The organism is Micromonospora sp. ANENR4, from assembly GCF_015354395.1.
GTDB lineage: Bacteria > Actinomycetota > Actinomycetes > Mycobacteriales > Micromonosporaceae > Micromonospora > Micromonospora aurantiaca.
This window is the reverse complement of record NZ_JADKYQ010000007.1, coordinates 217979-238903: the sequence shown is the minus strand read 5'-3', so window position 1 is coordinate 238903 and position 20925 is coordinate 217979. Positions and strand designations below refer to the sequence as shown.

Here is a 20925-nt window from a genome sequence, read left to right as displayed (position 1 = left end):
GTGGCCAGGCGACGGGGAGCGCAGATGCGACTGGAGATCCTGGACGCCCGCAAGCCGGCGGACGACGAGCGCTGGCGCGCTCTGCACCGCGACTGGGACCGGCGTGAGGTCTTCGCCCACCCGGCCTACCTCCGGCTCTTCGCCGGGCCGCAGGACGAGCCGCTGGCCGCGTACGCCCGGACCGAGCACGGTTTCGTGCTGTATCCGTTCCTGCTCCGTCCCGTTGACGCGCCACACCTGGACCTGCCACCTGGCCGGTATCACGACATCACCAGTCCGTACGGCTATGGCGGCGCCTTCCAGGAGGACACGGACGAGCGGGAGGCCAAGGAGTTCTGGGAGTCGTTCGACGCCTTCTGCGCCCGCCGCCACGTGGTGTCCGAGGTCACCCGACTGTCGCTATTCGAGGACGAGCGGCTCTCCCCGCCGGGCCCGGTCCAGGAGAAGCAGTTGAACGTGGTGCGTGACCTGCGGACCAGCGACGAGGACATGTGGCGGGAGTTCGACCACAAGGTGCGGAAGAACGTCAACAAGGCCCGCCGGAACGGAGTGACCGTCGAGGTCGACCTCGCCGGCGCGCGGCTCGACGACTTCCTACGGATCTACCAGAGCACCATGGATCGGCGGGCGGCGACAAGCGGCTATTACTTCCCGCGTGGCTTCTTCACCACGATCGTCCGCGAACTGCCGGGACAGTTTGCGTTCTTCCACGCGCTGCACGAAGGACGGGTCGTCTCCACCGAGTTGGTGCTGTTGTCCGCACGGAGCCTTTACTCCTACCTCGGCGGCACCGACCAGGACGCGTTCGACCTGCGACCGAACGACCTGCTCAAGTTCGAGATCTGCCGTTGGGGTCGGTCCCAGCGCCGGACCCGGTTCGTCCTGGGCGGCGGATACGCACCGGACGACGGGATCTTTCGCTACAAGCGCTCCTTCGCTCCCCACGGGCTCGTCCCGTTCCACCTCGGCACCCGGGTGCTCGACGAACCCGTCTACCGGCGCCTGTGTGCCGCTCACCGGGAGGAGGCCGTCCGGCGGGATCCGGCTTGGCCGGCGTCGCCAGACTTCTTTCCCGAGTACCGGAGCGCGTTGCCCGACGCGAACTGACGCCGTACGAGAAGTTTTCCGAATGGCGCCGCCAAGCATTCGCTCAACGAACGGACAGCTTATTGGGTGACGGCGTTGAAACGATTATCTCAACAACCCGAACAGCAACCGGCGGGGCCGATTGTGGTGAACAATGGTGGCGGTCCCAAAATCGCATTGGAGCGTCATGGGCGTTCACGTATTCCTATCTCCACCGGATGTCGGCCCGCTCGAGGAGTCGTACCTGTCGTCGGCTCTGCGCTCCGGCTGGGTCGCGCCGGTCGGGCCCGACCTCGACGCCTTCGAGCAGGAGATTGCGCAGCGGGCGGGACGCAGACACGCAGTCGCGGTCAGTTCCGGTACGGCGGCCCTGCATCTCGCGCTGCTCGGCGTCGGCGCCCGGCCGGGCACGGTGGTCGTGGTCCCGACCCTGACCTTCGCCGCAACGGCGAACGCCGTGGTCTACACCGGCGCGGAACCGGTTTTTGTGGATTGCGATCCAACCACCGGCAACATCGACGTGCCCCTGCTCCGCGATGCCCTGGACCGGCTGCGCGCCGAGGACGCCCAGGTCGCAGCAGTGGTGCCGGTCGACCTCTTCGGCGCCTGCGCGGACTACTCGTCGCTGCTTCCGGCGTGCGCGGCGGCGGGTGTGCCGGTGGTGGCCGACGCCGCCGAATCGCTGGGCGCCACCCACGAGGGCCGGCCAGCTGGGTCGTTCGGCCGAATCGCCGCCTTCTCGTTCAACGGAAACAAGATCCTCACCACATCCGGCGGAGGAATGCTCGTCTCCGACGACCAGGCACTCATCGCGCGCTGCCGGTACCTCGCGACCCAGGCACGGCAGGAGACGGTGCACTATGAGCACACCGAGGTCGGTTACAACTACCGGCTCAGCAATCTCCTGGCCGCTCTGGGCCGCGCCCAACTGCGTCGGCTGGACCAGATGATCACGCGACGCCGTGAGACCCGGGAGCGGTATGCCAAACTCTTCGCCGCCAGCCCGGGAGTGCGCCTGCTCAACGATGCCGATCCGGCGGCCAATTGCTGGCTGACGGTCATCGTGGTCGATCCCGATCAGGCCGGTTGGCAGGCGTCCGATCTTGCCGCGCATCTGGCACAGCGCGGAATCGAGACCCGTCCAGTATGGAAGCCGATGCACCTGCAACCGGTTTTCCGGCACGCCCGGAGCATCACCACCGGAGCCGCGGAGCGGCTTTTCGACCGCGGGCTCGCGTTGCCCAGCGGCTCCAACCTCACTGCAGGCGAGGCCCGACTGATCGACGACACGATCAGTGATTTCCTGCTCAACGTGTGATCGGCAGAGCTTGCGACTCTCCATCGGAAGGACTGCTGTGCGGCTAACCATCACGGAGGAGTGCCGATTCGTCCGCACTCCCGACAACCAGTTCTGGGTCACATTCGGCACCGACTACGCACTCTGGTCGCGCTACCTGGTCGCCTTCGACGAAGTACAGGTCGTGGCCCGCGCGCGGGACGTCGGGGAGATTCCGCCGAACGCCCTGCGCGTGGACGGCGAGAGAGTAACCGTGGCCCCGCTCCCCTACTACGAGGGCCCTCAGCAGTACTTGCGGCAGCTGCCACGGATCGACAGGACAGTACGGGCGATCGCAGCCGACGCGGAGGCGGTGCTGCTGAGAGCGCCGTCGACCATCGCCACGCTGATGCATCGGCACATCACTCGACGTGGGCTCCGCTACGCCATGGAGGTCATCGGCGACCCCCACGCCGTCTTCGCCCCGGGGGTGATCGAGCATCCGCTGCGGCCCTTTCTACGTGTGTGGAGCACACGCAACCTTGAGCGGCAGTGCCGCTCGGCGGTAGCGGTGTCCTACGAGACGAGCCGTTCCCTCCAGGCCCGTTACCCGACCCGGCCCGGCACGCTCTGCACCGGCATCAGCTCGGTGAACCTCCCGCCGGAGGCGTACGTGCCACAGCCCCGTGGCCGGCGATCAGCGGACGGGCCGATGACGCTCGTGTCAGTGGGCTCGCTGGAGCAGCTCTACAAGGGGATCGACATTCTGATCAAGGCCATCCCGCAGTTGGATCCGTCGGTCCGCCACGTACACATCGGCCCCGGCCGTTACCAGCCCACGCTGGAGGAGCTCGCCGACCGGTTGGGAGTGCGCGACCGGATCACCTTCGCCGGCTGGATCCCCACGGTCGAAGGGCTCCGGAATCAACTCGACGCCGCTGACCTGCTGGTCATGCCGTCCCGGACGGAAGGTCTTCCCCGCGCACTGATCGAGGCGATGGCCCGTGGACTACCGGCCGTGGCCTCCGACGTCGGCGGTATCCCGGAGCTTCTGCCCCCGCAGATGCTGTTCCGCCCCGGCGATCCGGACGATTTGGCTGCAGTGCTGGGCCGGGTCCTGGCGGACCCGGAGGGCTTGGCCGCCGCCTCACGGCGCAACCTCGACGTCGCCCGCGCGTTCGCCGCGGACCGACTGGCGGTACGCCGCACGGAGTTCTACCGGGCGGCCCGTAACCTGATGACCGACCGCCGATCACTGCCTCGGCCCGCCGCCGTCCCGGATGCCGTCCGGCCCTCGGACCGGACGGCCTGAGGGCCTGTACCCAGACGATCCGAGGCGGCGTCAGTCGTCAACGGTCGAGTCGGAAACGGCTGCCCAGACAGCCTTCACCGTGTCGTTCAGCTCGTGGTGTGGATTCCAGCCGAGCTGACGGATGGCGGAGATGTCGGCACACATCCACGGCACCCCGACCGATCGACGACCGCCTCCGGTCGGCGCAGCCTCCCGGACCGCGCCGGTGAATCCGGCGACACCGGCCAGGGCTCTGACCACTGCGCGCACCTGCACCGCCCGGCCGGTGCCGACATTGAGCAAGCGGTGCGGCACGGTCGGCGCCGCAACGACGGCGGCCACCGCGTGCGCGACATCCCGCACGTCCACGAAGTCCCGGTACGCGTCTAGCGGCCCTAGCGTGATCTCCGAATCGCCGTGTACCAGTCCGGACCGCCGGAGCAGGCGTACCGCCCGGCCCAGCACGCTCTCCACCGACAGCCCTGGGCCGATGGGGTTGAACACTCGGAGCACGACGCCGTCCAGCCGACCCGCTGCGACAGCGAGATCCATCAGCCGGGTGGCGGCCAGATGGCTCAGTCCGTATCCGCTCACGGGTTCGGCGGGCCAGGTCTCCGGTACGGCGGTACCGGCAGGAACAGCACCGTACTCCCCGGCCGATCCGAGTCGCACCAGCCTGGCCCGGGGTGCGGCGGTCGCCACGGCCTCGATGAGCCTGGCGGTCACGAGTGTATGAGCTGCGACCATGTCGGCGTCGGTCCCGGTCAGCCGGCCCGCGCAGTTCACCACAGCGACAGGCTGATGAATCCGGATCAGTTCCACCAGCTCATCCGTCGTGGCACGGACCAGGTCGCACCCGGCGCGGCTCGGACGGACAACGGCGTACGCCGGGGCGAGTGTCGCACTCACGTGGCGACCCACGAAGCCGGTCGCGCCGAAGAGCAGCACGGTTCTCACAGAATCTCCCCGTTCGCCAGCCGGCCCGCTTCTGACCGGGTCGGAGCTGATGGGACCTGCGCTGCCCGGAGACGACGCACACCGGTCACGTCCACCCTCGGCAGGGCCAACGGAAGGCTCCGGCATTAGTTACTAAAGCCTTCGTGTCTCGTTTTATCTGTCATAGCTCCCCAGCAACCCACTGATCGGGTGCAAACCATGCAAACCGAACCATGTAAGAGAAGACCCCAGATGCTGATAGAACAGGTTCGTTCTGGTTCCGAGCGGCCGGAGGCGGCTCGGTGAAGCCGGTCCCTCCGCACTCTCCCGAGGACGACGCACCGGGGGGCCGGACGCTGCGTGTCGCCTTGATCGTCAAGACCAACTACGGCGGACTGTGGACCATCCCGCAGGCGTGCGCTCTACGCGACCGCGGTCACGTCGTCGTGGTGATCTGTCCGCCAGGTGGTCGTCTGAACGCCCGCTTGGCCGAGGCGGGCATCCGCACGGTCGCGTCGCCCTTCTCGTTCCGCTTCCGGCCCACACCGGCCACAGTGGTGCAGCTCTGGCAGCTCCGCCGCCTGGTCCGCCGTCTCCGTGTGCAGGTGCTCTACCACCACCTGTACGCGGCGACCCTGGCCGCGCGATTGGCCACTGTCGGCCTGCCGCTGGCGCGGGTGCAGTTCGTCGCCGGCCCCGCCTTCCTGGAGTCGCGGGCGGTCCGCGTCGTCGAACGCGTGCTCTGGCGGCTGGACCGCGTGATCATCTGTGGCACCCGGTACACCTCCCACCGCTACGGCGAGTTGGGCGTGCCGGCGTCGCGTCGACCAGCCGTGACAAGCGGGCTCAATCTGGCTTGGGCGACCGCCGACCTGCCCGACGACACGGCGGCGACACGCGCGGAGGCCCGAGCGAAGGCCCGAGCGGACCTCGGGCTCACGCCCGACCAGTTCGTGGTGATCATGGTGGCGTACGTGTACCCGCCCCGGAAGCTCGCTGCCCACCGCAACCGCGCGTTCAAGGGACACGACGTGCTGCTCGCGGCTTGGCAGAAGTTTCGGTCCGGGCATCCCGACGCGGTGCTGATGCTGGTCGGCGGCGGCTCGGACGAGGCCGGCGAGGAGCATCGGCAGGATCTCATCCGCCGCTTCGGCCTTGCCGACGACCCGTCCGTGCGCTGGATTGACACCGCCGACGACGTGCGGTCCTACTACCGGGCGGCGGATCTCAGCGTCAGCCCGTCGCTCAGCGAGGGACACGGCGCACCACCCGAGGCGGCGCTGCTGGACGTGCCGAGCATCGTCAGCGACGCCGGCGGGCTGCCGGAGACGGTGGACGAGACGTGCGGGTGGGTGGTGCCCCGGGACGACGTGATGATGCTGGCCCGGGCCCTCGCGCACGCGCACACGGAGTTCCGGTCGGGTGGGCTCGCCGAGCGCGGGGTGCGGGCTCGCGAACGGTCGTGGCAGCACTTCGACAACCGGATCTCAGCGGTGCGGATGGCCGAGATCGTCGAGTATGCCGCGGGGATCGGCGGGTCACCACAGGAGTACGCACCGCCGGCAACCGGAAAGGTGCTGGCCCGGTGACCGGTCCTCGTCGCACGGTCGAGCGGCGGATCAAGCGGGTCATCGACGTCACCGTGGCCCTGGTCGTCCTCGTGCTGACCGCACCGGTCCTGGCGGTCGCCGCGCTGTTGGTGCTGGCCCAGTTCGGAGCTCCGGTGTTCTTTCGGCAGGAGCGTACCGGCCGCCACGAACGCCGGATTCGTGTCCTCAAGCTGCGGACGATGTCTGACGAACGCGACGCGCACGGTCGGCTGCTGCCGGACGGGGTCCGCTGCCGGGGCGTTGGTCGTACGCTGCGTCGGTTGAGCATCGACGAGCTGCCCCAACTGGTCAACGTGCTCCGCGGTGACCTCAGCCTGGTCGGGCCACGCCCCCTCCTCCTGCGCTACGACCCCTGGTACACGGAGCGGGAGCGGCTGCGGTTCGCCGTCCAACCGGGTATCACCGGTCTCGCCCAGGTCAACGGGCGCAACGGTCTTGGCTGGACCGATCGCCTGGAACTCGACGTCCGATACGTCCTCGGTTGGTCGCTCTGGCTCGACCTACGGATCCTCGCCCGAACGGTCGGCAAGGTTCTGCGGGCTTCCGGGGTGTCCGTCGATCCTTCGTCGGAGATGCTCGATCTCGACGAGGAGCGGCGCCTCACCTGCGTTCGATGATCGGACGCTCCCCGCACACGACGGCGCGGGGAGCGTGCCATGAGATCTATCCGCGGCCGGTGCGGGCTGGTCCGTCAGCAGCCTCGCGGAGGAGCTGAAGGTATGGCCCGAACTGATCCTCGCGAAAGAGGCCGTCCAGCGCACCGGGCGGAACGGGTGGTACCGCACCGGCCTGCTGCTTCACCCCGAGCCACTCCCGCAGCTGAGCGGCGATCGCAGCTGGCTCGTTGTGGACGACTCCCACGCCTCGCTCCCGCACCAGATTCGCCGCCACCCCGTGCTCATAGCCCAGCAGGAGGATCGGACGCCGCGCCTGGAAATAGTCGAACATCTTGCCGGTGACCGTTCCGGCATCCCGGGGGTCATTCCACATGAGCTGAACCAGAACGTCCGCGTCTGCCTGGATCTGCCATGACTTCTCCGGGGTGACATAGCCGAGGACGGTGACGCAGTCAGCAACGCCTGCACGCTCGGCCGCAGCACGAACGATGCCGTCGTCCTCACCGGCGAAGACGACATGCACCCGAGCGGCGTCATCACCGAGCAGGGCGATCGCGGCGAGTAGAGGCCCCGGATCCCGCCTACCCCCATATAGATGCCCGGTGTACGCAAGGGTCAGTGTCGCCTCACCCCGCACTCCGGAGACCGGACGAACGTCCACGGAACGGGAGAGCACGGGCCGACGGTCGATCCCGTTCATGACGACGCGGGCATCCACACCGAACGTACTCCGGAGCGTCTCCGCAAGTGGTTGCGAGACGGTGACGCACCTCGTCACCGATCGGAGCACCCGGCGTTCCAGCTTTTCATCGATCGCGCGGCGCAGCGAGGAACGCACCCAGTAGTCGTTGCCGACGGACCAGAGATCCCGGTAGTCGGCCACCCACGGTACGCCCAGCCGGCGGGCGATCGCCGCCGCCACCAAGAACCCGGAGAATGGCGGCGCCGACGCCAGGACGACATCGGGACGCCAGTCGCCAGCCGCTCGGCCGAAGGCCCGCAGTGCCGGGCGAATCCAGTTGACCTGCGGATCGGGCACGAGGAGTTCCAGGCCGGCCCTCCGGACTGAGCCTTTGACGCCCGCTTTCAGCCAAGTCAGTCGCGACACTCGCCGCGCCGGCCCGCCGGCGGAGGAGGACATGTCCGGGTCGCTGCCGAGTCGCGGAAGCCGCGGCGATGGTGGCGCGTGGATCACCCGAACCCGCGGAAACCGCGCCGATTCGCCGACCCGGTCCGCGCCTGTGGCGGTCAGGATCCGGACGTCCCATCCGTGCTCGTCAGCGAAGGCCGCAAGGGCAGCCGGTCGACTGGCGGCAACCGTCTCGGCCGACGGAAGGTGGTACGAGACGACAAGCAGTCGTGGTGTGGACGCGGGATCCCGCTGGTGGTCCGTCATTGCCGGCACCCCCACCATCGGCGGCACGAACCCTGCATCTGGGCACACTCCTTCCCCGGTTGATACAGGGATCAACGTGTAGAAATGGTCGAAGAAACGCGGAACCTTCAAGAAGAGGCAGACTGGTGTTCAGCCCGGGGATACCAGATGCCGCTCCGCGCCTGCCCCGCCACCGACCCGGCTTGCCGCGGTGACCACTCGCAACGACATCAGCCAGCCGACGCCGTACGAAAGCGCGCCGGCGATACCGAAAGACCAGACGGCGGTCAGCGGTGATCCGCCAACCGACGCCACGACGGCGACGGTGCCCGCCACGAGAAGGAGACGCCCGGCGTCCCAGGCAAGTTGCAGCCCTTGGCGTTCGAACACGATGAGTGTCTGCGACAGCGGCGACGCCACGAGTTGCGCTGCCATGAAGACGGCCATGGCCTGGGCGTAGCCGCCGCTGCTGCGCCATTGCGGACCGAAGACCAGCGAGAACAGCATCGGCGCGGCGACCACGACGGCAAGGGCGCTCGGGCCCGCCACCAGGGCCAGCTTCCGGCTCGCCCTCACGAACACGCGCCGGCCGGCCGCCGGCTGCTCCCGCGCGATCCGGGCGATCTCGGCCAGGTAGACCTGCGCGACCGCGGATGCCACCAGAGCGACAGGCATCGCGACCACTCGCTGGGTGAGACCCAACCAGCCCGCCACCGTGCTGCCGTACCAGTAGGCGACGAGTAGGACCGGTAGCTGCGTGCCGAGCACGTTGAGCAGGCCTGACGGTGCCATCAGCAGCGGGAAACGGCGATACCGCCGGGCCACCGCCAGCAGTCGCCGGGGTTCGTGGTCGGCCTTCCCGTCCTGGCCGCGTCGACGCGCGTCCCGCAGCAGAACTGCGGCGGCCACCACCTGGCCGAATCCGAAGCCGAGTATCAGACCGCCGGACCGAAGGCCCGCGACACCGGCAGTGATCTGTGTGAACACCACGCCAAGGGACTGGAACAGGTTGCGCCGGCCGATCGTCGCGTACCGAAAGTGCCGAACGGCGAGTTGGTTGAGCACGAGAACCGCACCCAACGCCGCTGCGGAGGGCGGCACCACCCATAGCCAGGGCGCCAGCTCGGGCTGACCGAACCACCATGCCACCTCGCCACCCGCCACGAGGACCGCAACAGCCCCGACAAAGCCGGTCCCACAGGCAGCGACGAGGCCGAGGGTCACCAGCGCCTGTGCGTCACTCTCCCGCTTCGGCAGCGGAATCGCCATCTCGAACCGCAGCGCCGCCACCGTGCCGAGGGTGACCGCCAACGCGGTGACGACAGCGAGATGACCGAAGTCAGCCGGGCGGTAGATCCGGGCCAGCAGCGGAACGGCCGCCAAGGCGAGTAGTTGGCCTCCCGCAGAGCCGGCCGCGATGCTCAACACTCCCCGTCGGCCGTCCGACAACGTAGGACGCAGTAAAGGTCGCCATCTCACTCGACGCCCCTGGCCGGACCGATCGGTACGGGGAGCCCGGCACCGCGCCACGGATGGACCGACGGAGGTGGTGGCATACCACGCCCGCCAACTCCCGCCCGGCCTGTCCGCGGCCGGCGCCACACCCTGGGCATCGTGGCCCCGGACAGGACGAGCACGCCGAGAGCCAGCGCGGCGAAGAGTGGACGGTCCCCGTTTATGTCGCCGGATGTCGACACCGCCACCGCGTAGAACGCCACCAGGGCGAGAACGAACCCGGCGGCGGGATCACGCCGGGCAGCGCGCCACAGTCCGGTGACCACGGTCAGGACTGCCAGGCCGAACGCACCGGCCACCAGCCAGCCGGCCTCGGCCGGCAACTCCAACCACAGGTTGTGCGGGTACTTGTGGATTTCCATCCCGGCATGGATTCCCCAGTTGCCGTACCCGACTCCGCCGGGGTGCTCGGCGATGATCGGCAGCGTGACCTCCCGCATCGTCGCCCGGGTGCTGTCGAACAGTTCGTCGCTCGGATCCACCACCAGTTCATACATCCGGGTCGGAATCAAGGAGGGCATGGCGGCCACGGCCATCGCCAGGGTTCCCATCAGCGCGAGGGCGCCCCACGCACGACGGCTCTTGCGCATCCGGAGCCCGGCGAGGACGAGGACGAACAGAGCGAGGACGGTCGCCAGCAAGGGCCCTCGGGAGCCGGTAGCGAACAGGCCGAGGAAGAGCAGCACCATCGGGCCGGCGGCCCAGGTGGCCGTGATGCGCTTGCGCAGGCACAGCCAGGTCAGGGCAAGAATTCCGCCACCGATCGCCCGCCCCAGCCAGATCGGATTGGATCCGAAGCCGCTCGCCCGACCGGCCTCCGATTCGCCGGTCATTGCGGCGACAGCGAGCACCAGACCGCACAGCGCGAACAGGGCGGCGAACATCTCGACGTCGCGCCTGCCGCGCAGCAACGCGACTGCCAGCGCCGCTGCCATCGTCAAGGTCACGAGAAGCAGGAGCTTCTGTTGGCCGTACTCCGTCTGCGGGGGTGAGAGGATTCCCGGCGACGCCAGGATGCCGAAGATCAATAAGCTCCAGAAGACCACCACCCGGGCGCGAGAGGACACCCGAAGGATCTCGTGCAGAGCCAGCGGCACCGCCAGGAGCACCGCTACGACCAGAAAGCTTCGGCCCATCAGGCGCGGGAACACGTCGAAGTTGAGCAGCATCACCACCGCTGCGGCCCGCAACACTGCCGAGAGCCGCCCGCCCTCCCGTGCCTTGCTCCGCACTGGTGCGCCGAACGATCCACGGGTAGATCGGCCGAACGCACCAGGCAAACGGGCGTGGTCATACGCCACCATCACACCGGATCCTCTCGGGCAGCGCCTGCTGACCGGTCACACCGCCCGGTCCGAGCGGTAGCGGGCGAGATTGGCGGGATCGAGGAACCACTCGACCGTCGCCTTCAGCCCGTCGTCGATGTCCTTGGTCGGTTGCCAACCAGTCCGCGCCCGCAGGAGACCAGGATCGCCGACCAGGCGTTCCACCTCGGATTCCGGCGGACGCAACCGGGAGTCGCTGACGATCAGCTCCGGCTGGACGCCGAAGATGGCGGAAATTTTCCTGACAAGATCACCAATCGACGTCTCCCGACCAGTCGCTGCCTGGAACACCCCACCCACCACGGCGTCATCGGCAGCGGTACCGACCGCTTGAAAGGCTGCGACGGTGTCGGTCACGTAGAGCAGGTCGCGGGTGGTACCGAGCGCGCCCAGCCGGACCTTTCCCTCGTCCTTCGCCAACTGGCTGATGATGGTGGGAATGACGGCTCGGGTCGACTGCCGTGGACCGTACGTGTTGAACGGTCGAAGCGTCACGACCGGGAGGCCGAAGCTGAGGTGGTAGCTCTCCGCGAGCTTGTCAGCGCCGATCTTCGACGCCGAGTACGGCGACTGCCCGCGCAACCGATGCTCCTCGGTCATCGGCACGGTGGTGGCCGTCCCGTACACCTCGCTCGTGGAGGTCACCACCACACGGCCGACCGAGGCCGTCCGGGCGCTCTCCAGCACGTTGAGTGTGCCGGTGATGTTCGTCTCGACATAAGACTGCGGTGCCAGGTAGGAGTACGGGATACCGCCCAGGGCGGCCAGGTGGTAGACGACGGAGGCGCCGTCGACGAGCCGCTGCACCATCCCCCGGTCGCGGATGTCGCCGGCGACCACGTCGACGCCCGCTCTCTGGTCCTCCCCAAGGGCGTCCAGCCAGCCGTGAGTGCCGGCACCGTTGTAGTGCACGAAGGCACGCACCCGGTGACCCGCGCCGACGAGTGCTTCAACCAGGTGGGATCCGATGAAGCCACCGGCTCCGGTCACCACCACCGGGTCGCCGTACGAGTGCGTGGTCATGGCATTCCTCCTCGTTGCCGGCCGGCCACCCGGTCGGCTCAACTCGTGCCGGCCGTCACCGGCGCACCGGCGGGCAGCAGCATGTCCCGAACGTCAGCGAAGCAACGGTTTGCTTCGTCGTAATCCTCCGGGCGACCGATGTCGAGCCAGTAGCCGTCGCACTCGTAGCTCGCCGGCGGCTCGCCCCGGTCCAGGAGGTCAAGGACCAGTTGGTCGAACCCGAAGGGCCGGCCGACCTGATAGCGGGCGATGGTGCTCCGGGAGAGGCCGTAGACGCCCATGCTCACCCGGTAGTGGAGGACCGGCTTCTCGGCGAACGAGGTGATCTTGTCGCCGGCCAACTCGAGGACGCCAAAGTCGATCTTGACCGTCCGCCGGTAGGTGGCAATCGTCAGTGGCGCCCCCGACCGCTGATGCGTGGTCAGCAGGTCGACGTAGTCGAGATCGGTGAGCACGTCGCCGTTCATCACGAGGAAGTGTTCGGGCAGCCGGTCCCGGATGCCGAAGAGCGGGCCGATCGTGGACAGCGGCCGGTCTTCCTCGACGTAGTCGACCGTCAGCCCGAATCGCGAGCCGTCGCCGACGAACGCCCGTATCAGCGCCCCGAGGTGGTTGATCGCCAGCGTCACGTGGGTGAACCCGCGGGCCGCGAGCTGACGCAACACGATCTCAAGGATCGCGTAGCTGTCCCCGATCGGCACGAGCGGCTTCGGTAGGGTCGACGTGTAGGGACGGAGTCGCACTCCAGCGCCACCCGCCATGATCACGGCATGCATCGACCCTCCGTTCGTCCCCACTCCACCTGCGTCCAACGACGAAAGGGCCGACAGGGTACGGGAAAATCCCATACACCCGAATCATCTGCTTCCGCATCGCGTACCCCCGACGGTCCGCATTCCGGTGTGATGAGCTGTACGGGTGGCGGGCTATGTGTTCGGGCTGGTGCTGCACCCGACCCGGAACGTCTCCGAGGTGGTGGAGACGATCGCGCGGTGGGCGGCCCGGCACAGCAAGACCCTTGCCGTGAGATGCGAGGACCGGCACCGGGTGCCGGCCTCGGTGGAAGCGGTCCCCGTCGGTGACCTCGCCGCTCACTGCGACGCGCTCATCAGCATCGGCGGCGACGGCACCATGCTGGGCGCGCTGCGGATGGCTGTCCGCGATCCGAAGCCGGTGCTCGGGGTGCACCTGGGACGGCTGGGCTTCCTGGTGGAGGTGGAACCGCCCGACCTGCCGCGAGCACTGGAGCGGCTGGTGGCACGCGATTTCACCGTCGAGTCGCACGCCTGCCTGGCCTGCGACGTCTGCGGCGACGACGTGGTGGCGTTCAACGACATCGCCCTGGTCCGGCAGCCCGGGGCGGGCTTCGTCACCGCGACCTTAGCGGTCGACGGTCAGCGCTACGGCTACTACCGGTGCGACGCACTGGTGGTGAGCACGCCCACCGGCTCCACCGCGTACAGCTACGCAGCCGGTGGGCCGTTGATCTCGCCCGCGACCGAGGCGATGGTGGTGACGCCCTCCGCACCGATGGCCGGGATCTCCCGATCGGTGCTGCTCTCCGCGCACGAGAGCGTGCACCTGGAGCTACGCCCGGATTCCGCGCCGGTGGCGGTGGAGATGGACGGGTTGCTGATCCGTCAGGCGGCGACGGAGGGCTCGGTGCACGTCCGATACGTCCGCGACGCCGGCCGCGTCGTCCGCCTCGATCCGCGCCGCTACCAGGAGCGCAACCAGCTCAAGCTGAGCCTGCTCGACCTGCCGTTGCTGCCCGACCAGTTGCGCGAGCTGTTGCCGGAGGGCTTACGGGAGCAACTCGACCGCCGGAAGCTGCCCCCGCCGCGGTGACGGTGGCGCCGCGTCCCCCGGCGTCGCTCTCCGCCCACGGCACGGCAGCGGCGCGGTCCTGGCCAGGAGCCGAGTTCAACGCCCGGCGGAAGCACTCGACCAGCTCGGGGTAGTCGTCCGGCTCGACGTCCTGGTGCACCGGGAAGTTGATGATGTGCCGCGCGAGGCGCGCCGTCGTCGGGTGGTCGCGGAGGTGCTCGATGAGCGTGTGGTAGAGACTGACCATGCCGTAGCCCTCGCGGTTCATCTCGGCGTAGACGTGGTCACGGTTCTCGCGTCCGTCCCCGAGGATCCGCACCGGCAACGTCTGCGGCACGTCGTCCTCGTCCAGCTCGGGCCAGATCAGCTCGAAGGCATCACCGAGTTCCGGCAACGCGCCGAGCAAGCCGGTGAGGGCGCGGAAATTCTGCCGACGTCGCCGGGCGACGCCCAGCGTGTCGTAGTTGAGCAGGTGTCGCGCCAGCTCGGGCGCGGTTTCGCGCTGGCCGGTGAGTCGATCGGGGTTTCGGTAGGTCACCATCCCGCCGCGCGCGCCCGGCATCGGCAGCATCTTGTGCAGGGAGTAGAGCGACACCTCCCCGGTGCGCCCGGCCGGACCACCGAGCGCGTGGGTGAACCAGGCGTGCGCGAGGTCCTCCAGCAGCAGTGCCCCGTGCCGATCGGTCAGGGTACGGATTCGCCCGACCGCACGCTCGGTACGGCCGAAGTAGTGGATGACCACGACCACGTCGTACCGGCGCTCGGCGAGCCGGGCCTCCAGCGACGACAGGTCCACCGCGAGGTCCGGGGTCAGATCGTAGAAGCCGGGGTCGAGACCCAGATCGGTCACCGGGTCGAAGACGCCACTGCCCTCGTGCGCCGACCAGCCGATGAATGACGGCAACAGGATGTCGCGTTGCTCGCCTCGCCACACCTCGGGCTGCGCGAGAAGGTCCCGCATCCCCTCCCGGGCCGCGCCGTAGTACAGGCTCGGAGTGCGGAAGCCGTCGGGGTCGACGGCGGTCTTGGCGATCGTCCTCGTCACGGCAGCTCCAGTCGGGTGCGGATCTCGGTTGTGGACATCCTCAGCGAGCGGTTGGCGGCGCGCAGGGCACCGGTGGCGCTGGGTGGCGGGATGTCACCCGGCGCGATGACCAGCACACGATCGATCTCGGGGAACTCGCGCAGCACGGCGGCGACGACCGCCGGCTGCCGTAGGGTCGCGACGTCGAAGCAGCGCAGCACGCGGGCGCTCGGGCGACCGAACCGTACGTCGGAGTCACCGACGACGGCCGTGAGTTCGCCGAATCCGTAGGTGTCGAACCAGGCACGGGCGGCGTGCAGACCGTCGAGCCGTACGCCGGCGAACGGAGCGGATCGGTCGGGTGCGACGTCCGTGACCCACCATGTGCTCGTGGACTCGGTGGTGAAGCCGAGCCGGTCATACAACGCCCGGGCGGGGGGATTGTCCGCGAAGACGTCGAGCTGCATTCTCCGGACGCCGGGATGGCGAACGAGGTACGCCCGCAGCAGCGCGCGAGCGACGCCCCGGCCACGCGCGGCTCGGACCACGCAGATGTAGGAGAGGTGCGCGAGTCCCGGCTCGACGAGCGTCAGGTCCGCGAAGCCCAGCCGCTCGCCGCCGTCGGTCTCGGCCACCAGGAAACAACGGCCGGGGAAAGATGCCGGATGCGCCAGCACGACCTCCCAGAACCGTCCGACGCCGGGCTGGGCCGAAGTCAGATAGTCATGGAGGTGACGGACGAACGACGCCTGGCTGACCGAGGCCAGCCAGGCGGCGTCGGCGACCACCGCCGGACGGACGTGCACGTCGGGTGGAGCAGCCGTGGCATGTGTGCCGGATACGGGCGACATCGAATCCGACAGAGGCGCAGGACGCGGGACGACCGACATGGCCCACACCATAGGACGCAGACCACTCGCAAGGGTGGATTTCAGGCAGAAACCCGCCCGGTGAACGCCGGCCGCCCGAGCGGTCAGGCGGTGGCGAGCACCCCGTCGACCAGCGCCTTGGCCTCCTCCTGGATCCGGGCCAGGTGCTCCGGGCCCTGGAACGACTCGGCGTAGATCTTGTAGACGTCCTCGGTGCCGGACGGGCGGGCGGCGAACCAGCCCGATTCGGTGGTCACCTTGAGCCCGCCGATCGCGGCGCCGTTGCCGGGCGCGGTGGTGAGGATCGCGGTGATCGGCTCACCGGCCAGCTCGGTCGCGGTGACCTGCTCCGGCGACAGCTTGCCCAGGACGGCCTTCTGGGCCCGGTCGGCCGGGGCATCGATCCGGGCGTACGCGGGCGCGCCGAAGCGGTCGGCCAGCTCGGCCCAGTGCTCGCTGGGCGTACGGCCGGTGGTGGCGATGATCTCGGCGGCGAGCAGGCAGAGCAGGATGCCGTCCTTGTCGGTGGTCCAGGTGCCGCCGTCGCGGCGCAGGAACGACGCGCCGGCGCTCTCCTCGCCGCCGAAGCCGACGGTGCCGTCGAGCAGACCGGGCACGAACCACTTGAACCCGACCGGCACCTCCAGCAGCGGGCGGCCGAGATCGGCCGCGACCCGGTCGATCATCGAGGAGGAGACGAGCGTCTTGCCCACCGCCGCGGCCGGGCCCCACTGCTCCCGGGTACGGAACAGGTGGCCGATCGCCACGGCCAGGTAGTGGTTGGGGTTCATCAGGCCGCCGTCGGGCGTGACGATGCCGTGCCGGTCGGCGTCGGCGTCGTTGCCGGTGGAGACCGCGTAGTCGTCCCGGGCGGCGATCAGCGAGGCCATCGCGTTCGGCGAGGAGCAGTCCATCCGGATCTTGCCGTCGCCGTCGAGCGTCATGAACCGCCACGTCGGGTCCACCAGCGGGTTGATCACGGTGAGGTCGAGGCGGTGCCGTTCGGCGATCTCGCCCCAGTACGCCACGCTCGCCCCGCCCATCGGGTCCGCGCCGATGCGCACCCCGGCGTCGCGGATCGCGTCGATGTCCAGCGCGGCGGGCAGGTCGTCGACGTACCGGGCGAGGAAGTCGTACTCCCCGGTGGTGGCGGCGGCGCGCGCCCGCGCGTACGGGATACGTTTCACCTCCTTGAGCCCGGCGGCGAGGATGGCGTTCGCGCGGTCCTGGATCCACTTGGTGGCGTCGGTGTCGGCGGGCCCGCCGTGGGTGGGGTTGTACTTGAACCCGCCGTCGGACGGCGGGTTGTGCGACGGGGTGATGACGATGCCGTCGGCGAGGCCGCTGGTGCGCCCCCGGTTGTGGGTGAGGATGGCGTGCGAGACGGCGGGCGTCGGGGTGTAGCCGTCGCGGCTGTCGCGCAGCACTGTGACGTCGTTGGCGGCGAGCACCTCCAGCGCGTCGGCCTCGGCGGGCGCGGAGAGCGCGTGGGTGTCCCGGCCGAGGAACAGCGGCCCGGAAAGGCCCTGTTCGCGGCGGTAGTCGCAGAGCGCCTGGGTGACGGCGAGGATGTGGTCGGAGTTGAACGCGTGGCGGAGGCTGGATCCGCGGTGCCCGGAGGTGCCGAAGGAGACCTGCTGCGCCGGGTCGTCCGGGTCCGGGTGCTCGGCGTAGTAGGCGGTGACCAGCCGGGGCACGTCGACCAGGTCGGCGGGCTGTGCGGGCTGGCCGGCACGGGGGTGGGCCACTGCGGGATCCTCCTCGTTGATGCGGTGGGGATTGCTCAGGGCTCGACGCGCTGGCCCTTGCCGATGACGACGATGCCGTTGTCGGAGACGGTGTAGCGCTGGCGGTCCTTCTCCAGGTCGACGCCGATCTCGGCGCCCTCCGGGACGTGGACGTTCTTGTCCAGGATCGCGCGCCGGACGACCGCGTGGCGGCCGATCTGGACACCCTCCATCAGCACTGCCCCGTCGACGTGCGCCCACGAGTGGACCTTCACCTTCGGCGCCACGATCGAGTTCTCCACCAGCGAGCCGGAAATCACCGAGCCGGGCGAGACCATCGAGCTGACCGCGCGGCCGACGCGCTCGCCCCAGGCGTGCACGAACTTGGCCGGCGGGTACGGCGGCTGCTCGGTGTAGATGGGCCACTCGAAGTTGTAGAGGTTGAACACCGGGTGCACGTTGATCAGGTCCATGTGCGCGTCGTAGAACGAGTCGAGCGTTCCCACGTCCCGCCAGTAGCCGCGGTCGCGGTCGGTGCTGCCGGGCACCTCGTTGTCCTTGAAGTCGTAGACGTTGGCCTCGCCGCGCTCGACGAGCATCGGGATGATGCTGCCGCCCATGTCGTGCTTGCTCGTCTTGTCCGCCGCGTCGCGCTCGACCGCCTCGCACAGCGCCCGGGTGGTGAACACGTAGTTGCCCATCGAGGCGTAGATCTCGTCCGGCGCGTCGGGCAGCCCGACCGCGTCGGTGGGCTTCTCCCGGAACGCGCGGATGCGCTTGCCGTCCTCGCCGACCTCGATCACGCCGAACTGGTCGGCCGTCGACAGCGGCTGCCGGATGCCCGCCACCGTCACCCCGGCGCCGGAGGCGATGTGGTCCTCGACCATCTGCCGGGGATCCATCCGGTAGATGTGGTCCGCGCCGAAGACGATCACGTAGTCGGGTTGCTCGTCGTTGATCAGGTTGAAGCTCTGGTAGATCGCGTCGGCCGAGCCGGCGAACCACCACGGGCCGCGGCGCTGCTGCGCGGGCACCGGCGTGACGTAGTTGCCGAGCAGCGTCGACATCCGCCACGTCTTGGTGATGTGGCGGTCCAGGGAGTGCGACTTGTACTGGGTCAGGACGACGATCTTGAGGAAGCCGGCGTTCGCCAGGTTGGACAGGACGAAGTCGACCATGCGGTACATCCCGCCGAAGGGGACGGCGGGCTTCGCCCGGTCGGTCGTCAGGGGCATCAGGCGCTTGCCCTCCCCGCCGGCCAGGACGATCGCGAGCACCTTGGCAGCCATGCTCAGACGCTAACGACCCGGAACCGACTTCACCACTCGGACGCCCACACTTGCCACCGCGTGCGACGTGGCGCTCTGCACTAGGGTGCGGGCATGGCACCGATGCGCGTCGACCTGCTCACCCGCGAGTACCCGCCGGAGGTGTACGGCGGTGCCGGGGTGCACGTGGAATACCTCGCCCGTGAGCTGCGCCGGCTCGCCGACGTGCGGGTGCACTGCTTCGGCGCGCCGCGCGACGAGAAGGGCGTCACCGCGTACGCCGAGCCGGCCGCGCTCGCCGGCGCCAACGCCGCGCTGCGCGTCATGGGCGTCGACCTGGAGATGGCCGCCGGGACGGCCGGCACCGACGTGGTGCACAGCCACACCTGGTACGCCAACCTGGCCGGGCACACCGCAAAGCTGCTGCACGGGGTGCCGCACGTGGTGACCGCACACAGCCTGGAACCGCTGCGGCCGTGGAAGGCCGAGCAGCTCGGCGGCGGGTACGCGCTCTCCTCCTGGTGCGAGCGGACCGCGTTCGAGGCGGCCGACGCGATCATCGCGGTGAGCGCGGGCATGCGGCGCGACGTGCTCACCGCGTACCCGGCGGTGAACCCCGACCGGGTACGCGTGGTCTACAACGGCATCGACACCGCGCAGTACGCCCCGGACCCGGGCACCGACGTGCTCGACCGGCTCGGCATCGACCCGGGGAGGCCGAGCGTCGTCTACGTCGGGCGGATCACCCGGCAGAAGGGCCTGCCGTACCTGCTGCGGGCGGCCCGGGAACTGCCCGCCGACACCCAGCTGGTGCTGCTCGCCGGCGCGCCGGACACCCCGGAGATCGCGGCCGAGGTGGAGGGCCTCGTGGCGGAGCTGCGGGCCACCCGGTCCGGGGTGATCTGGGTGGCGGCGATGCTGCCCAAGCACGAGGTGATCCAGGTCCTCACCCACGCCACGGTCTTCGCCTGCCCGTCCGTCTACGAGCCGATGGGCATCGTCAACCTGGAGGCTATGGCCTGCGAGACCGCCGTGGTGGCGACCGCCACCGGCGGCATCCCCGAGGTGGTCGCCGACGGCAAGACCGGGCTGCTGGTGCCGATCGAGCAGGCCGGCGACGGCTCCGGCACCCCGCTGGACCCGGAGCGGTTCGTGGCCGACCTGGCCGCGCGCATGAACGAGCTGCTGGCCGACCCGGAGCGGATCGCCGCGTTCGGGGCGGCGGGGCGGCGGCGGGCGGTGGAGCACTTCTCCTGGGACGCGATCGCCCGCCAGACGCTCGACGTCTACCGCTCGGTGGGGGTGTAAGGAGGGGCACCCTGTTAACGCCTCCGGTAGAGGAAGGGCCCCTTATCAACGGGCGCGGCCCACCTCGCCGGGCGCTACGACGTGCGGGCGCCACAAGCCGGGTTAGGGTCGCCCGATGCCCGATGCGATCTTCGCCCATCCGCGTCTCGCGCCGGTCTACGACGCCTTCGACCCCGACCGGGACGACCTGGCCGCCTACCTCGCGCTCGCCGGGGAGCTGGGCGCGCGCACGGTGCTCGACGTGGGCTGCGGGACGGGGTCGCTGGCGGTCCTGCTGGCCCGGCACGGACACGCGGTCGTCGGCGTCGACCCGGCCGAGGCGTCCCTCGACGTCGCGCGGGCCAAGGACGGGGCCGGCGCGGTCCACTGGATCCACGGCGACGCCGCGGCGCTGCCCGCGCTCGACGCCGACCTGGCCACGATGACCGGGAACGTGGCGCAGGTCTTCCTGACCGACGCCGACTGGGGACGGACGCTCCGGAGCATCCATGCCGCGCTCCGGCCGGAGGGGCATCTCGTCTTCGAGACCCGGCGTCCCGACCATCGCGCCTGGGAGGAGTGGGCGACGGACACCGGCCCGGTCATCCGATCCGCCCCGGGCGTCGGGCGGGTGGAACGGCGTTTTCGGGTAACCGCGATCGACCTGCCGTTCGTGTCCTTCCGCTTCACCTACCGCTTCCTGTCCGACGGGGCGGTGGTCACGTCGGACTCGACGCTGCGGTTCCGCGACCGCGACGAGGTCGAGTCGAGCCTGACCGCCGCCGGATACCGGGTGCTCGACGTGCGGCAGGCGCCTGATCGCCCCGATCGGGAGTTCGTGTTCGTCGCGCAGCGGACGAGCTAGAGGC

General features: G+C 69.6%; 18 protein-coding genes. 8 read left to right on the top strand and 10 right to left on the bottom strand.

What is annotated here, in order from left to right; genetic code table 11:
- The first annotated feature begins 24 nt into the window (after window positions 1–24).
- The 3 genes from IRY44_RS14545 (at window position 25) to IRY44_RS14535 (ending at window position 3674) form a co-directional block, all read left to right on the top strand.
- Window positions 25–1107, top strand: a complete 1083-nt coding sequence (locus IRY44_RS14545) for a GNAT family N-acetyltransferase (protein WP_194800926.1) — start codon at window positions 25–27, stop codon at window positions 1105–1107.
- A gap of 166 nt (window positions 1108–1273) precedes the next feature.
- Window positions 1274–2404 carry a DegT/DnrJ/EryC1/StrS aminotransferase family protein gene (locus IRY44_RS14540; RefSeq protein ID WP_194800925.1) on the top strand — a complete coding sequence of 377 codons (1131 nt, stop codon included), beginning with the start codon at window positions 1274–1276 and terminating at the stop codon, window positions 2402–2404.
- Between the two features lie 10 nt (window positions 2405–2414).
- The gene (locus IRY44_RS14535; RefSeq protein ID WP_228532077.1) at window positions 2415–3674 is read left to right on the top strand and encodes a glycosyltransferase family 4 protein; all 1260 of its coding nucleotides are present in this window, start codon (window positions 2415–2417) and stop codon (window positions 3672–3674) included.
- 30 nt (window positions 3675–3704) lie between these two features.
- Here IRY44_RS14535 and IRY44_RS14530 read toward each other — a convergent pair whose 3' ends face one another.
- Window positions 3705–4601: an NAD(P)-dependent oxidoreductase gene (locus IRY44_RS14530; RefSeq protein ID WP_269696501.1), complete on the bottom strand. Its 897-nt coding sequence runs from the start codon at window positions 4599–4601 to the stop codon at window positions 3705–3707.
- Window positions 4602–4957: 356 nt separating this feature from the next.
- Here IRY44_RS14530 and IRY44_RS14525 point away from each other — a divergent pair, with 356 nt between their 5' ends.
- Complete coding sequence (locus IRY44_RS14525; RefSeq protein ID WP_228532076.1) at window positions 4958–6178, top strand: glycosyltransferase family 4 protein; 1221 nt, start codon at window positions 4958–4960, stop codon at window positions 6176–6178.
- Window positions 6175–6816, top strand: coding sequence for a sugar transferase (locus tag IRY44_RS14520; RefSeq protein WP_194800923.1), 642 nt, complete (start codon window positions 6175–6177; stop codon window positions 6814–6816). The genes IRY44_RS14525 and IRY44_RS14520 overlap by 4 nt, the downstream gene beginning before the upstream one ends.
- Window positions 6817–6862: 46 nt before the next feature.
- On the opposite strand, the gene IRY44_RS14515 is transcribed toward IRY44_RS14520, so the two are convergent.
- From IRY44_RS14515 to IRY44_RS14495, 5 genes are all read right to left on the bottom strand, one after another.
- Window positions 6863–8212 (bottom strand): glycosyltransferase, encoded by a 1350-nt coding sequence (locus IRY44_RS14515; protein ID WP_194800922.1) that lies wholly within the window; start codon window positions 8210–8212, stop codon window positions 6863–6865.
- Window positions 8213–8341: 129 nt separating this feature from the next.
- Window positions 8342–9616: an oligosaccharide flippase family protein gene (locus IRY44_RS14510; RefSeq protein ID WP_194800921.1), complete on the bottom strand. Its 1275-nt coding sequence runs from the start codon at window positions 9614–9616 to the stop codon at window positions 8342–8344.
- Window positions 9617–9666: 50 nt separating this feature from the next.
- Window positions 9667–11010, bottom strand: a complete 1344-nt coding sequence (locus IRY44_RS14505; protein WP_194800920.1) for an O-antigen ligase — start codon at window positions 11008–11010, stop codon at window positions 9667–9669.
- 36 nt (window positions 11011–11046) lie between these two features.
- A complete protein-coding gene (locus tag IRY44_RS14500) occupies window positions 11047–12054 on the bottom strand; it encodes an SDR family NAD(P)-dependent oxidoreductase (protein ID WP_194800919.1) in 1008 nt (335 codons plus the stop codon).
- A gap of 38 nt (window positions 12055–12092) precedes the next feature.
- Window positions 12093–12830 carry a sugar phosphate nucleotidyltransferase gene (locus IRY44_RS14495; protein WP_194800918.1) on the bottom strand — a complete coding sequence of 246 codons (738 nt, stop codon included), beginning with the start codon at window positions 12828–12830 and terminating at the stop codon, window positions 12093–12095.
- Between the two features lie 142 nt (window positions 12831–12972).
- On the opposite strand from IRY44_RS14495, the gene IRY44_RS14490 reads away from it, so the two are divergent.
- A complete protein-coding gene (locus tag IRY44_RS14490) occupies window positions 12973–13902 on the top strand; it encodes an NAD(+)/NADH kinase (protein ID WP_194800917.1) in 930 nt (309 codons plus the stop codon).
- Here IRY44_RS14490 and IRY44_RS14485 read toward each other — a convergent pair.
- The 4 genes from IRY44_RS14485 to glgC all read right to left on the bottom strand — a co-directional run bounded on the left by IRY44_RS14485 (window position 13793) and on the right by glgC (window position 18790).
- Complete coding sequence (locus IRY44_RS14485) at window positions 13793–14926, bottom strand: DegT/DnrJ/EryC1/StrS family aminotransferase (protein ID WP_194800916.1); 1134 nt, start codon at window positions 14924–14926, stop codon at window positions 13793–13795. The two genes, IRY44_RS14490 and IRY44_RS14485, sit on opposite strands and share 110 nt — an antisense overlap.
- On the bottom strand, window positions 14923–15711 hold the full coding sequence (locus IRY44_RS14480; RefSeq protein ID WP_194800915.1) for a GNAT family N-acetyltransferase: 789 nt from the start codon (window positions 15709–15711) through the stop codon (window positions 14923–14925). The genes IRY44_RS14485 and IRY44_RS14480 overlap by 4 nt, the downstream gene beginning before the upstream one ends.
- Window positions 15712–15878: 167 nt before the next feature.
- Entirely contained in the window at window positions 15879–17522 is a 1644-nt protein-coding gene (gene pgm / locus IRY44_RS14475; RefSeq protein ID WP_194800914.1) for a phosphoglucomutase (alpha-D-glucose-1,6-bisphosphate-dependent), read from the bottom strand.
- Window positions 17523–17557: 35 nt separating this feature from the next.
- Window positions 17558–18790: a glucose-1-phosphate adenylyltransferase gene (gene glgC / locus IRY44_RS14470; RefSeq protein WP_194800913.1), complete on the bottom strand. Its 1233-nt coding sequence runs from the start codon at window positions 18788–18790 to the stop codon at window positions 17558–17560.
- Window positions 18791–18883: 93 nt separating this feature from the next.
- On the opposite strand from glgC, the gene glgA reads away from it, so the two are divergent.
- Both glgA and IRY44_RS14460 read left to right on the top strand, forming a co-directional pair.
- A complete protein-coding gene (gene glgA, locus IRY44_RS14465; RefSeq protein WP_228532074.1) occupies window positions 18884–20077 on the top strand; it encodes a glycogen synthase in 1194 nt (397 codons plus the stop codon).
- A gap of 115 nt (window positions 20078–20192) precedes the next feature.
- Window positions 20193–20921: a bifunctional 2-polyprenyl-6-hydroxyphenol methylase/3-demethylubiquinol 3-O-methyltransferase UbiG gene (locus IRY44_RS14460; RefSeq protein WP_194800912.1), complete on the top strand. Its 729-nt coding sequence runs from the start codon at window positions 20193–20195 to the stop codon at window positions 20919–20921.
- The last annotated feature ends 4 nt before the right edge of the window (window positions 20922–20925 follow it).

Coding starts and splice junctions, on each gene's coding strand:
- IRY44_RS14495 (WP_194800918.1), bottom strand. CDS start 12,830: ATGCATGCCGTGATCATGGCGGGTGGCGCTGGAGTGCGACTCCGTCCC.
- IRY44_RS14515 (WP_194800922.1), bottom strand. CDS start 8,212: ATGACGGACCACCAGCGGGATCCCGCGTCCACACCACGACTGCTTGTC.
- IRY44_RS14540 (WP_194800925.1), top strand. CDS start 1,274: ATGGGCGTTCACGTATTCCTATCTCCACCGGATGTCGGCCCGCTCGAG.
- glgA (WP_228532074.1), top strand. CDS start 18,884: ATGGCACCGATGCGCGTCGACCTGCTCACCCGCGAGTACCCGCCGGAG.
- IRY44_RS14460 (WP_194800912.1), top strand. CDS start 20,193: ATGCCCGATGCGATCTTCGCCCATCCGCGTCTCGCGCCGGTCTACGAC.
- IRY44_RS14500 (WP_194800919.1), bottom strand. CDS start 12,054: ATGACCACGCACTCGTACGGCGACCCGGTGGTGGTGACCGGAGCCGGT.
- IRY44_RS14505 (WP_194800920.1), bottom strand. CDS start 11,010: ATGGTGGCGTATGACCACGCCCGTTTGCCTGGTGCGTTCGGCCGATCT.
- IRY44_RS14545 (WP_194800926.1), top strand. CDS start 25: ATGCGACTGGAGATCCTGGACGCCCGCAAGCCGGCGGACGACGAGCGC.
- glgC (WP_194800913.1), bottom strand. CDS start 18,790: ATGGCTGCCAAGGTGCTCGCGATCGTCCTGGCCGGCGGGGAGGGCAAG.